The sequence below is a fragment of the Pseudomonas sp. P116 genome (assembly GCF_020149425.1).
GTDB lineage: Bacteria > Pseudomonadota > Gammaproteobacteria > Pseudomonadales > Pseudomonadaceae > Aquipseudomonas > Aquipseudomonas anatoliensis.
Genome location: NZ_JACVHB010000004.1, coordinates 153,876 through 166,605 on the forward strand (window position 1 = coordinate 153,876; position 12,730 = coordinate 166,605).

Consider the following 12,730-nt stretch of genomic DNA (forward strand, 5'->3'; position numbering starts at 1 on the left):
GGTGTGCTCCGGGCTCAAGAGTGCTGATTGAAAATGTACTGTGTTTTTGTACAGTTGTTTTCAGCCGGGATCAAACGCATTTTTAGATTTGGCCTGATTTGTCGCCGCCAACCAGACGGACGGTGGCTGACCGAGGATGCGCCGGAACATTGTCGAGAACGCTGCCGAGCTCTCATAACCGAAGTCCAGGGCTATTCGCGTCACCGCTTCACCCGCCGCCAACCGTGCCAACGCGAGCACCACGCAGGCCCTTTGCCGCCATTCGCTGAAGCTCATTCCGGTCTGCTGGCGAAACACTCTGTTGAAGGTGCGTAAGCTTATGTGTAACTGGTCGGCCCACTGTTGTGGCGACTGGTGGGCGTTGGGCTGATGCAGAAAGTTCTGACACAGCGCGAGTAGTTTTCCGTCAGTCGGTAAAGGAATGTGCAAGGGCAATGGCGCACTGCGCACGAGTTCATGCAGCAATAAATCGATAAGCGCACCGTCGCGCCCACTCGGGTCGTAGGCCAGCGGAATCTCCACCGCTTCCATGAGCAGATGGCGCATCAGCGGTGACACATCGATCACCTGACAACGCTCGCCCAAATCAACCGCACCCGGTTCGATGTACAAACTGCGAGTGCTCACCCCAAGCATCAACACCTCATGCGCCACTCCCGGCGGAATCCACACTGCCCGTTGTGGCGGCACCACCCAGTTGCCGTCATGGGTGCTGACCTGCATCACTCCCGTCGCGCCATAGAGCAATTGCGCTCGACGATGCGTATGAAATGGCAACAGATGGCCGTGGGAATAATCCGTACCGATCGCCACCACTGGGCGCGGCGTGTCATCCAGCAGATTGATCGAAACGTTGCGCATCAAGTGGTGCTCAGTGGTTGGCGTAAACGCAAACATTATTGGCTGACTTGCTGAAGCAGGCCAAGTCCTGTCGCTTTATCGTCGACCGCTCCCCACAACCGGACGACCCACCATGTTCTATCTCCTGCTGACACTCTTCGGCTGCCTCACAGGCGTCACCGCGGTGCTCTTTGGATTCGGTGGCGGCTTCGTCGTTGTGCCGCTGCTCTACCGAATGCTCACCGCCAGCCACGGCGCCGACGACCCCATCGGCCAATCAGCGATGCACATCGCCGTCGCCACTTCGACCTGCGTGATGATCGTCAACGCACTGATCGCCACCGACAAACACCGCCGCGCCGGCAATCTCATTCGGGATTACCTGTGGCCGTTGGGCGGGTTCATCGGATTGGGCGCAATCATCGGCGCGGTAGCGGCGGTGTGGGTCACCGGCGAAGTGATCCGCTATGCGTTCATCGCCTACCTTGGCGTGACCATCGTTGATTGCCTGCTGCGACGCGGATTTCTCACACACACCGAAGGCGCAGTCCTACGCCGATTAGGCAGGGTGGAAACGTCCGGCGGCGGTGTAGGCATTGGCGCTATCGCGACGTTTCTTGGCGTAGGAGGAAGCGTCATGACCGTGCCGCTACTGCGCCGTTGCGGCTTGAGCATGTCCCAGGCGACGTCCATGGCTAATCCGTTGAGCGTGCCGGTGGCACTGGCGGGAACGTTGACGTACATGGCGCTGGCCGGTTTCAGCGAGACAGATCTCGGGCCGTGGTTCATCGGGTATGTGGATCTGCTGGCGTTTGCGTTGCTGACGGTGGGTTCGTTGCTGGGGATTCGATTGGCGACGCGATGGATCGGGCGGATACCGGATCGGGTGCATGCATGGGTTTATGTTGGATTGTTGATAGTCGTGATGCTGGGTATGGTGATCAGATAAGTGATTACTCGGCTCAGCTCAAGTTAGCCGTCTTAGCAGAGAACCAGGATGTTGATCTTCAATTGCACCGAAGCTGCCAGCAAGTTCTTCAGCCGCGTCCATAAGGGCAAAAAGATTACGCCGGTGGACAACAAACCACCGTCGCCGGCCATCGAAGATGACGAGGCCAGCCGTTCTGTAGAGCAGTGGCTAGTCCATGCGGTCACTGTGCAACGTAAGCACGTATTGTTTGTTATCCATGTGAAAACCCGTTACTGCATGGTCTTCGCCGATGCGAAAAAGGCGGACGCAGAAGGTTTTGTTGCCTGGTTTGCAGATCGCTGGCGTGAAGGGTTGATCCGCGATGCGATCAACCACGGTCTTATGGATTGGGTCGATGCCGGCATCATGCCGGAGCGTATGAATCAAGGCTGTCGCGAGTACAGGTTTTATCGGCGCAGCCATCGCAGCGCACAAAAACACATTGATGAAATCGCCTGGTATTTCCAGGGCAGTGCAACTGAGTGGGGCTGTTTACCACACGGTGAACGTGCAGCCATTGGTTTCGATGCCGCGATGAATGACACGCCCAGACGCAGCAAAGGTCAGAAAGATATGTACTGGCCGAATGTTGAAATGGTCGCTCACTGGTTACGTGAATATTGCGCTGTTAATGAGTCGGGTATCGAAAGTGCCTTGGAGCGGCGTCTGGTGGCGTGGCGAGAGATCGAAGCTTTTCATTAAGCGCCAGGGTGAGGCCGAAATGTGCGGTTGCACTCGATTCTCTGGTTTAGCCTCGCCATAATCCGCCCCGACTTTCTGCGCGCCGGTGTGCAAACCTCAGGCGCAACCACCGACTGATTCAGGGATCGATCCATGCTCAAGGGACTGCTGCGCCTGGCGCCATACGCCGCTGCGCTGTTCACACTGATTTCCACCGCGCACGCCGAAGATAATCGGCTGGTATTCACCGGCACGTTGGGCAAAATGCCGATCGTGTTCGAAGTCGACACCAGTGACCCAGAGCAAGTCACCGGTCGCTACTTCTACGAGAAATTCCACCGCGATCTGGAACTCAACGGCACGTTGAAAAACGACGTCCTGGTGCTCACAGAGGGCAGCAATCGTATGGAGCCGGACAAGCCGTTACCGACCCTCAAACTGCAACATATTGATGGCGGCTGGAAGGGCGAATGGCAAAACCCGAAAGGCAAAAAACTGCCCGTACTGGTCACCGATACGCCACTTCCCGAAGTGCCAGCGAATGCGTTGCCCTACATCGCCAAGTTGCCCAAGAGCGAGCCTTACGAATATCTACGGCTACAGGGGCTGAAACTCAAACCCGGTAAAAAACAGGACTTCATGGGCTACACCCTGCAATGGTGGGAAGAGCCTGATACCAAGATGTCCATGTTCAGCATCGAATCCGGTCTGCCCAAAGAAGATCTGCAACGGGTTAACCAGCAGTTGCTCGGGCGCTTGTGGGACGAGGCCATCAGTTACTACGGTTGCCAGTTGCGCGGTCGAGGTTATGCCGAATTCCTCCAGGACGTCACCCCGACGTTTATCTCGCCGAGTGTGATCAGCCTGAACGTTTCCACCAGCTACGACTGCGGCGGCGCGCATCCGGACTTCGGCGATTCCCCACTTAATATCGATGTGAAAACCGGTCACCCGTTGTCGCTCGAAGACGTGCTCTGGGTGGGCGAGGGCCAGCCAATCCTTCACGCCGATCGTTACAGAGGCGGTGACCAGCCTTTGACCGAGGCCGAAGACGCAGCGCGCTCAAAGTATCAGCGCGAAGTATTCAAACCATGGCTGGTCAAACAATTCGCCGCGCTGTACCCGGATGAAATGAAGAAACCGGCAGGCGGAGATGAAGACAGTTGCGACTTCACCAATGAAGACAACTGGAGCTATTCCAACTGGCACTTCACCGAAAAAGGTCTGTACCTGGGCGCGTACTTCGCCCGCGTAGAACGCGCCTGCGATTCACCCGACTGGTCGATCCTGCCGTACTCGCTAGTCAAACAACACCCCGGCGCCGTCAAACTGCAACTGCCCCAGGGCTAACCGTCACTCCAGACCCGGTGCTTCACGAATAATGAAGTGATCCAGGTTCTCGATATTGGCATTGAAGACCTCGAAAGGCTTTTCGGGGTTCTTCTTGCCCGGCACCTGCTTCAACTCCGGCGTCACACCATAGAAGAAACAGAACAACGCCTTGTCGCTATCAGCAGCGTGCTTGATCTCCTCCAGAAACGCCTTGCGCTTGCGGTAGTTGTCGATCAGCTTCTTGTTCAGATAAACACTGACCGGGTACGGCTTCTTCTTACTGTCCTCGGGCTTCTTGAACCAGACCTTGTCCACGAAATCGATCCGGAAACTGGCGCCACTGTGGAAGTCCTCGATCTTCTTGATCCGCCCCCAGTAAATCAGCCCCTTGTTGTCCGTCAGATACTCAATCTTCTTGAAGAACGAACTGTACGGCGCCGAGTGTTCGCCGACCTTCAACGGCATCCGCTTGAGCAAATCCTTGTCCGCGAAGTTCGAAACAAAGCACTCCACCGGATGCGTAAACACACTGGTCTTGTCCGGCGCCGTCTCACGACTCGCTGATTCCTTACCACTGTCCGCCGTCACTCGTACCGGATCATCGCGCAACACATCCGCAGCTCCCGCTGGCGCGACAGGCTTGCGCACATACTCACGCCGGGTCAGCAACAACTCTGATGGGAAGTGTTCCTCACGACCGTCATCCACCTCGCCATCCGCTGTCTCAACGCCAGACGCTGAAGCTTTCAAACTCACATACGGACAACCCGCCACATGCTGCGTAGTGGGCAGATTCTTGAAGTGCGGCGTGCGCACGTAATTCACGTTCTTGGCGTTGAACGTACCCAACTCATTGGAGGCCTCGAACGCAGAGCGGCAGGCATCGTTGGGGCACTGGAAGTGTTCCTTCGCAGAATCGAACGCCACCGTCTCATCGAAATTGAGATCGCGAACATCATAGATCGACAACTTGTCGTCGAGGCTGAGGCAGTAGGCGAGATCGAATTTCATGGTGGGGCTCGGATCCTTGAGTGGGGGAGGGGTATTAATAGCGGGAGGTGGCGCGGGTTGCACTGATTGTTTTCAGGATGATGCGGAATCTGTGGGAGCCAGCCTGCTGGCGATTGGTGGGATCAACCTAATCTCGAATCCAGACACCCACCCAGCAGCAACACATTGAATTGTGGTGAGGGGATTTATCCCCGATGGGCAGCGAAGCTGCCCCAAATCCAGCAAATGGGGTTAGCCAGACAAACTGCAATTATTCCTTTTCGAGTCTTCCAACGTTGTCATAAAGCCAAGCAGTGAATTCCGCTCTGTCGTCCGAATGGTGGCAACGTTGGTGACAGTTGGGACACAACGCCACAACATTCGTGTCAAGGTCCGAACCCTTTTGCGACAGGTGCTTGACGTGATGCACTTCTAAAAACGGTTTCCCATCCTTTTCAAATGGGGCTGCTCTGCCACAACCTTCGCACTTTCCATCGGCTTGCTGACGAACCCAGCCCCTCAATTCAGGATCGCGAAAGTAAACCTTTCTAGTGGAGGTCGTTTGGATAGGTGTTTTTATCCCTTTGGGGACGTAATCAAATTGCTTTTGCTCAAATTTAGCCGCGCGTTGCTCGAGCAATTCTTCGTCCGCCGTTGGATCAGAATCTTCAAGTGTCAGAACGGTAGAAGCGTCAAGTGCCTTACGGATGCTACGCGCTACATTCGCACCAACATTCTTGGCAGGTTTGTAGCCTTCAATACGCTTTCTATCCATTTCGACCAACACGGTAGAAATGTTCTGCATCCGGAACTCGACAGAGCCTTTAGTCCGACCGGCTAACGGGCCTTCACGCAGGATTCGATTTTCCTCAGTCTTGACGAATTTCTGGCCGCTCTGCTCGCGTGCAAGCATCTTGAGATAGGCATCGACTGCCGCCTGAATCTCGACCTCACTCCAATCGCTATTACTTTTTTCCGTGTCCATACAGTCGCCGAGGGTTGAAAACCCTCGGACGATACTGAGTGGCCATCACATCTGTCTACGAAAAATCCTACAGAAAAAAGCGACGGATCCTGCGCGATCCTACAAAACCATCTCTAGCCCATCGAGTGCTTCGAAGACTGAAACACCTGTGTAACCCTTCGCCACCAGGGTTTCTCTACCGAAGCTCGTCGTGGATTTTGATCGTTCAACAGGTAAGGCATATCCCGCAGCCGAATCCAGCCCTCATCCTGCCAATGCAGCAAACTCAAAGACATCTCCGGCCAATCCAACAAGCTCAACATTGGCCGATTCGAATCTCCCGAATCTGCAGCGTCGCGCAAGGTTGGCACTACCTCATTGGTCAGCCACTCACGCAACAACCGATTCCCTGGAACGTAGTGATAAACCAACAGCGCGTACACCCCAGATTCACTGAGCATCAGATGCTGTTCAGGTTCTCGAAAGTACTCAATCCACATGACGCGGCGTTGATCGTTATCTAGCTTGTTGACCACCCGATCATTCAGGTGGAAGCCCATCAAACGGCCAACATCCCGGGCGGAGAACCATGGCTGGTTTTCCAGTAGAAGGGCATGCAGAGAAAGGTTGTGGCGAGAGAAGACTGTTATCGAGCATGGATCAGACATATCTATGACCTCTACGTTTAGATTTTGGGAGGGCCTGACCCCAACGTAGAGCGGACATAAGAAATCCCAACGAGCAGAGCCGTTGCCACCGACGAATTACGCGTCTGTGTCACTGACCAAGCTTTCTACGTTGGGCGTTTCTTAGGCACCTGCGATAGAGCTTAGTAGTGCTCGTAGCAGGCTTCAATGGGAAGCGGCTGTAAGTGCTGTAGGAGATTGAGCGCGGTGGCGTAGGCGTGAAAGGGTTTACTAATCGCCCATAAAAAAGCCCCGATCAGATCGGGGCTTTTTGCTTTCTCGACTTGTCGACTCAGGCAGCAATCGTCAAATCGTGGCGAGCGAGACTATTAGTTAGTCCCAGCTCAACGCACCACCAGTTTGGTATTCGATCACGCGAGTCTCAAAGAAATTCTTCTCTTTCTTCAAGTCCATAATCTCGCTCATCCAAGGGAACGGGTTAGTCGTCCCTGGATATTCCTCTTTAAGGCCGATCTGCGACAAACGACGGTTAGCGATGAACTTCAGGTAGTCCTCCATCATCGCCGCGTTCATGCCCAGCACCCCGCGAGGCATAGTGTCACGCGCGTATTCAATCTCCAGCTGAGTCCCTTGCAGAATCATCTGGGTCGCTTCTTCCTTCATTTCGGCATCCCACAGGTGTGGGTTTTCGATTTTGATCTGGTTGATCACGTCGATGCCGAAGTTCAGGTGCATGGATTCGTCGCGCAGGATGTATTGGAACTGCTCGGCGACGCCGGTCATTTTGTTGCGGCGGCCCATGGAGAGGATCTGGGTGAAGCCGCAGTAGAAGAAGATGCCTTCCAGAACGCAGTAGTAGGCGATCAGGTTGCGCAGCAACTCTTTGTCGGTTTCGACGGTGCCGGTTTCGAACTTCGGATCGGAGATCGAGCGGGTGTATTTCAGGCCCCAGGTGGCTTTTTTCGCGACCGATGGGATCTCGTGGTACATGTTGAAGATCTCGCCTTCATCCATGGCCAGCGATTCGATGCAGTACTGGTAGGCGTGGGTGTGGATCGCCTCTTCGAACGCCTGGCGCAGGATGTACTGGCGGCATTCCGGGTTGGTGATCAGGCGATACACGGCCAAGACCAGGTTGTTGGCAACCAGGGAGTCGGCGGTGGAGAAGAAGCCGAGGTTGCGCATGACGATGCGGCGCTCGTCGTCGGTCAGGCCTTCCGGGTCTTTCCAGAGGGCGATGTCGGCGGTCATGTTGACTTCTTGCGGCATCCAGTGGTTTGCGCAACCGTCCAGATACTTCTGCCAGGCCCAGTCGTACTTGAATGGCACGAGTTGGTTGAGGTCGGCGCGGCAGTTGATCATGCGCTTTTCGTCAACGGCGACGCGGGCGGAGGCGCCTTCGAGTTCGGCGAGGCCTTCGGCGACGTCGAGGGAGTTCAGTGCAGCCTTGGCGCGGGCCACGGCAGCCGAGTCACTGGCCGTCACGGCGCGTGCTTCGAGGGCGGCGGCACCGCCGGCGCTGTCGAGGCGGTCCATGTTGGCTTCAGTGGCGTGGCCGGCGTTTGCGCCTTTTGCCACGGCTACTTCACTGTCTTCTTTGTCGAATTCGTCCCAGCTCAGCATGACGTGTCGTCTCCTGCGTGAGGGCCAGATGCCCGTGTGAAAACTGAAAGGTTGGTTTTTCACACGGCCGTACTGGCCGCATTGGATCTAAAGGAATCGTTTTTTGCAGCAGCTATACGCAGGCATCAAACAGAAATTTGTACGGGGTTCCGAGAGCCTCTGATGGGCGCAGGCAACGTTGGACGCTGCTGCGGGGCTTCAGACTGGCTGTTCTCCCTGTAAGGGGATATTGCAGGCCCGCTATAGGGCGGCATTATAGGGAAATTTTCACGCGCGTGGTGCGGCGAATCGGCTCACAGAACGGCCGAGAGGGGCGGTTTTTCGGTCAGAGCGAGGGTTTATGGGGCTTTGCCGGGCGAAGATTTTTTTTCGGAAATATCTCGCGAATGTCGATTTGGTCAAAAAACGAGCAAAAAATCTCGATTTTTACTACATCTAGTGTTTTGCAAGCCTTTTGAGCACTCTCAGACACAACTGAGCCCGACCGAAGTCGGGCTGGAATTGACCCTCGATGTTGCGCTGAGCGGTTCAATTCGGTGCAGTCTCAATCATCAATTGGTGCAGCCGTTGCCCATCACGCTGTAACGCAGGATATGACGCTGACCTTTGGAGTCGTCGTACTCCATTTTCGCCGGTACTACTTCGCAGACATTTGGAATCTCGCTCATCGATACAACGTTGGCGATGTCCAGGTGAGTCGAGTAAGTGTATTCCTCGATGATCGGTTGTTGCTGTGCGACATCAGTCGGGACCTCGTCTGCCATGGCGGTTGCGCACAGACTGCTGAGGGCCAGAACCAATAAAGCTTTCATTTCAAAGTTACCTTTTTGAGGTCGAGTGGGGTCACGCAACCTTTTTGGGGTTGCGTGTGGAGCTTGAGTAGTTGATGCATTACTTGGAGAACTGGATTAACGGCCTTCGTGGGGGCTGTAACGTTGTTAATCGCTTTGCCTTGTTGGCGAGGTGAATTTTAGGGAGGTAGGGCAGGGGTAAACAGAGGGGGTTTTGATAAACACTTTTGGCAGATTTGGTAACAATCGCTGAAAGCCACCGCGATTCCCCTGTAGGAGCTGCCGCAGGCTGCGATCTTTTGACGTTGCCTTTCAGGAGCAAGATCAAAAGATCGCAGCCTTCGGCAGCTCCTGCAGGGGGTGTGGTGGGGGGGGCGAGGGCTTGTTACTACCATCGTCGAATGGTTCTATGGCCCCCGCCCCGTTACAACAGGGTCATACAAAAACAACTATTACACCGAGGTAGGAAAGATGAGTGCGGCTTCTCTGTATCCCGTTCGTCCCGAGGTTCTGGCTAACACGCTGACTGACGAGGCGACCTACAAAGCCATGTACCAGCAGTCGGTCGTCAACCCTGACGGTTTCTGGCGCGAGCAAGCCAAGCGTCTCGACTGGATCAAACCTTTCACCACGGTGAAACAGACGTCGTTCGACGATCACCATGTCGACATCAAGTGGTTCGCCGACGGTACGCTGAACGTTTCCTACAACTGCCTCGACCGTCATCTGGCCGAGCGCGGCGATCAAATCGCGATCATTTGGGAAGGTGACGACCCGGCCGAGAGCCGCAACATCACCTACCGCGAATTGCACGAGCAAGTGTGCAAACTCGCCAACGCCCTGCGTGGCCAGGACGTACACCGCGGCGACGTGGTGACCATTTACATGCCGATGATTCCCGAAGCCGTGGTCGCCATGCTGGCCTGCACCCGGATCGGCGCGATTCACTCGGTGGTGTTCGGCGGTTTCTCGCCGGAAGCGCTGGCCGGTCGCATCATCGACTGCAAATCGAAAGTGGTGATTACCGCTGACGAAGGCATCCGTGCCGGCAAGAAGATCCCGCTCAAGGCCAACGTCGACGACGCGCTGACCAATCCGGAAACCAGCAGCATCCAGAAAGTCATCGTGTGCAAGCGCACTGGTGGCGACATCAAGTGGAACCAGCATCGCGACATCTGGTACGAAGACCTGATGAAAGTGGCGGGCACCGTTTGCGCGCCGAAAGAGATGGGCGCTGAAGAAGCGCTGTTCATCCTTTATACCTCTGGCTCGACCGGCAAGCCGAAGGGCGTGCAGCACACCACTGGCGGTTACTTGCTGTACGCGGCGATGACCCACGAGCGCGTGTTCGACTATCGCCCGGGCGAAGTTTACTGGTGCACCGCCGACGTCGGCTGGGTCACTGGCCACAGCTACATTGTCTACGGCCCGCTGGCCAATGGCGCGACCACGCTGCTGTTCGAAGGCGTGCCGAACTATCCGGACATCACCCGGGTGGCGAAGATCGTCGACAAGCACAAGGTCAACATCCTCTACACCGCGCCGACCGCGATCCGCGCGATGATGGCCTCGGGTCAGGCAGCCGTTGAAGGTGCTGATGGCAGCAGCCTGCGTCTGCTGGGTTCGGTGGGCGAGCCGATCAATCCGGAAGCCTGGGACTGGTACTACAAGAATGTCGGCAAGTCGCGTTGCCCGATCGTCGATACCTGGTGGCAGACCGAAACCGGCGGCAACATGATGAGCCCGTTGCCGGGTGCGCATGCGCTGAAGCCGGGTTCGGCAGCGCGTCCGTTCTTTGGTGTGGTGCCGGCGCTGGTCGACAACCTTGGCAACATTATCGAGGGCGAGGCCGAAGGCAATCTGGTAATTCTCGATTCGTGGCCGGGTCAGGCACGTACGCTGTATGGCGACCACGACCGCTTCGTCGACACCTACTTCAAGACGTTCCGCGGCATGTATTTCACCGGTGACGGCGCACGTCGTGATGCCGATGGTTACTACTGGATAACCGGGCGCGTGGATGACGTGCTCAACGTGTCTGGCCACCGCATGGGCACCGCCGAGATCGAAAGCGCGATGGTTGCTCACCCTAAAGTCGCTGAAGCAGCGGTGGTCGGTGTGCCTCACGACATCAAGGGGCAGGGCATTTATGTTTATGTCACGTTGAAGAATGGCGAGGAACCGACCGAGCAATTGCGTCTGGAATTGAAAAACTGGGTGCGTAAAGAGATCGGGCCGATTGCTTCGCCGGACGTGATCCAGTGGGCGCCGGGGCTGCCGAAGACCCGTTCGGGCAAGATCATGCGCCGGATTCTGCGCAAGATTGCTACGGCGGAATACGACGGGTTGGGCGATATTTCGACCCTGGCTGATCCGGGAGTGGTGCAGCATTTGATTGATACGCACAAGACCATGAATGTTGCGTAAGCGGCGGGTCTGAAAAGCTGAAAGCCCCGCTCGGCGTATGCCGGGCGGGGCTTTTTTGTGGAGGCAAGATCAAAAGATCGCAGCCTTCGGCAGCTCCTACAGGTTCGGCGTTCATCCGCGAAAGGGGTGGCAACGCGGTCAATGTAGGAGCTGCCGAAGGCTGCGATCTTTTGATTCTGAATCACCCAGCCAATAATTATCGATCTCCCCCGTAAGACATTTCCCACTGTTACCGGGTCAGATCCACGTAACCGAATGTGTAACCGCTTGCGCCGAACCGGGGCATAGGGAAACGCATCGCCCCGTTTTAGAGCCCTAAAGCACCCGGTGAAAAATAAGACATAACGCTGCGCTTGCCGGATTAGAAGGGTTTGCGAATAATAGGCCCGCAATTTGCAGCATAGATCGGTTCACAATCGTTCGCTCTTGCATGAAATTGCAGGGCTGTCAATGTGCTCAAGCGGGTTTCTCTGTGCATCTGTAATTAGTTGTCGCATTGAAGAAATATCGGCTTCGGGCCTGTCGTTAGAATGCCGATCACCCGCTCATCGTGGCTGACGTTGAAACCTGCGACGGTTTCAATGGGAAATTTCCCACCGATGCAGCAACCGATTTCCCGTTTCACCCATTCGCATATTGGGCTGTCGCTCACTCTGCCGTTTTTGCCCTTTACCGATGGAGTCCCAAGATGAAGAAACTTGTGCTGCTTGGCGCCCTGGCACTGTCCGTGCTGTCGCTGAATTCCTTCGCAGATGAAAAACCTCTGAAAATCGGTATCGAAGCGGCTTACCCTCCGTTCGCGTCGAAGTCGCCGGACGGCAGCATCGTCGGTTTCGACTACGACATCGGCAACGCCCTGTGCGAAGAAATGAAGGTCAAGTGCGTATGGGTCGAGCAAGAGTTCGACGGTCTGATCCCGGCACTGAAAGTGCGCAAGATCGACGCGATCCTTTCGTCCATGTCGATCACTGATGATCGCAAGAAGTCTGTGGACTTCACCAACAAGTACTACAACACTCCGGCCCGCCTGGTCATGAAGGCCGGTACTCAGGTCAGCGAAGGTCTGGCTGAGCTCAAGGGCAAGAACATCGGCGTGCAACGTGGTTCGATCCACGAGCGTTTCGCCCGCGAAGTCCTGGCCCCGCTGGGCGCCGAGATCAAGCCGTACGGTTCGCAGAACGAAATCTATCTGGACGTGGCCGCCGGTCGCCTCGACGGCACCGTGGCAGACGCAACCCTGCTGGATGACGGCTTCCTGAAAACCGACGCCGGCAAAGGTTTCGCCTTCGTTGGCCCGGCCTTCACCGACGTCAAATACTTCGGTGACGGCGTAGGCATCGCAGTGCGCAAGGGCGACGCCCTGAAAGACAAGATCAACACCGCTATCACGGCCATCCGTGAAAACGGCAAATACAAAGCAATCCAGGACAAGTACTTCGCCTTCGATATCTACGGCAAGTAATAC

11 protein-coding genes are annotated in these 12,730 nt (G+C 55.9%); 5 read left to right on the top strand and 6 right to left on the bottom strand.

The annotated features are described in order from the left end of the window. Positions 1 to 60: 60 nt before the first annotated feature. On the bottom strand, positions 61 to 861 hold the full coding sequence (locus tag ICA15_RS15035) for an AraC family transcriptional regulator (RefSeq protein WP_210554091.1): 801 nt from the start codon (positions 859 to 861) through the stop codon (positions 61 to 63). Positions 862 to 973: 112 nt separating this feature from the next. Between ICA15_RS15035 and ICA15_RS15040 the strand changes: the two genes are divergently transcribed. From ICA15_RS15040 to ICA15_RS15050, 3 genes are all read left to right on the top strand, one after another. After that, complete coding sequence (locus ICA15_RS15040; protein ID WP_210554090.1) at positions 974 to 1,789, top strand: sulfite exporter TauE/SafE family protein; 816 nt, start codon at positions 974 to 976, stop codon at positions 1,787 to 1,789. A 48-nt stretch (positions 1,790 to 1,837) separates the two neighbouring features. Beyond that, positions 1,838 to 2,512 carry a DUF6933 domain-containing protein gene (locus tag ICA15_RS15045; protein ID WP_210554089.1) on the top strand — a complete coding sequence of 225 codons (675 nt, stop codon included), beginning with the start codon at positions 1,838 to 1,840 and terminating at the stop codon, positions 2,510 to 2,512. A 132-nt stretch (positions 2,513 to 2,644) separates the two neighbouring features. Then, entirely contained in the window at positions 2,645 to 3,841 is a 1,197-nt protein-coding gene (locus ICA15_RS15050) for a hypothetical protein (protein WP_210554088.1), read from the top strand. A 3-nt stretch (positions 3,842 to 3,844) separates the two neighbouring features. On the opposite strand, the gene ICA15_RS15055 is transcribed toward ICA15_RS15050, so the two are convergent. From ICA15_RS15055 to ICA15_RS15075, 5 genes are all read right to left on the bottom strand, one after another. After that, a complete protein-coding gene (locus ICA15_RS15055) occupies positions 3,845 to 4,834 on the bottom strand; it encodes a hypothetical protein (protein ID WP_210554087.1) in 990 nt (329 codons plus the stop codon). Between the two features lie 250 nt (positions 4,835 to 5,084). After that, on the bottom strand, positions 5,085 to 5,798 hold the full coding sequence (locus ICA15_RS15060; protein WP_210554086.1) for an HNH endonuclease signature motif containing protein: 714 nt from the start codon (positions 5,796 to 5,798) through the stop codon (positions 5,085 to 5,087). A 113-nt stretch (positions 5,799 to 5,911) separates the two neighbouring features. Further along, complete coding sequence (locus tag ICA15_RS15065) at positions 5,912 to 6,445, bottom strand: Bro-N domain-containing protein (RefSeq protein ID WP_210554085.1); 534 nt, start codon at positions 6,443 to 6,445, stop codon at positions 5,912 to 5,914. Positions 6,446 to 6,796: 351 nt separating this feature from the next. Next, on the bottom strand, positions 6,797 to 8,047 hold the full coding sequence (locus ICA15_RS15070; RefSeq protein ID WP_150604290.1) for a ribonucleotide-diphosphate reductase subunit beta: 1,251 nt from the start codon (positions 8,045 to 8,047) through the stop codon (positions 6,797 to 6,799). A 551-nt stretch (positions 8,048 to 8,598) separates the two neighbouring features. After that, positions 8,599 to 8,859 carry a DUF2790 domain-containing protein gene (locus tag ICA15_RS15075; RefSeq protein ID WP_150604289.1) on the bottom strand — a complete coding sequence of 87 codons (261 nt, stop codon included), beginning with the start codon at positions 8,857 to 8,859 and terminating at the stop codon, positions 8,599 to 8,601. 450 nt (positions 8,860 to 9,309) lie between these two features. On the opposite strand from ICA15_RS15075, the gene acs reads away from it, so the two are divergent. Beyond that, entirely contained in the window at positions 9,310 to 11,265 is a 1,956-nt protein-coding gene (acs, locus tag ICA15_RS15080; protein WP_150604288.1) for an acetate--CoA ligase, read from the top strand. Between the two features lie 688 nt (positions 11,266 to 11,953). Further along, positions 11,954 to 12,727: an ABC transporter substrate-binding protein gene (locus ICA15_RS15085; RefSeq protein WP_150604287.1), complete on the top strand. Its 774-nt coding sequence runs from the start codon at positions 11,954 to 11,956 to the stop codon at positions 12,725 to 12,727. Positions 12,728 to 12,730 lie beyond the last annotated feature (3 nt).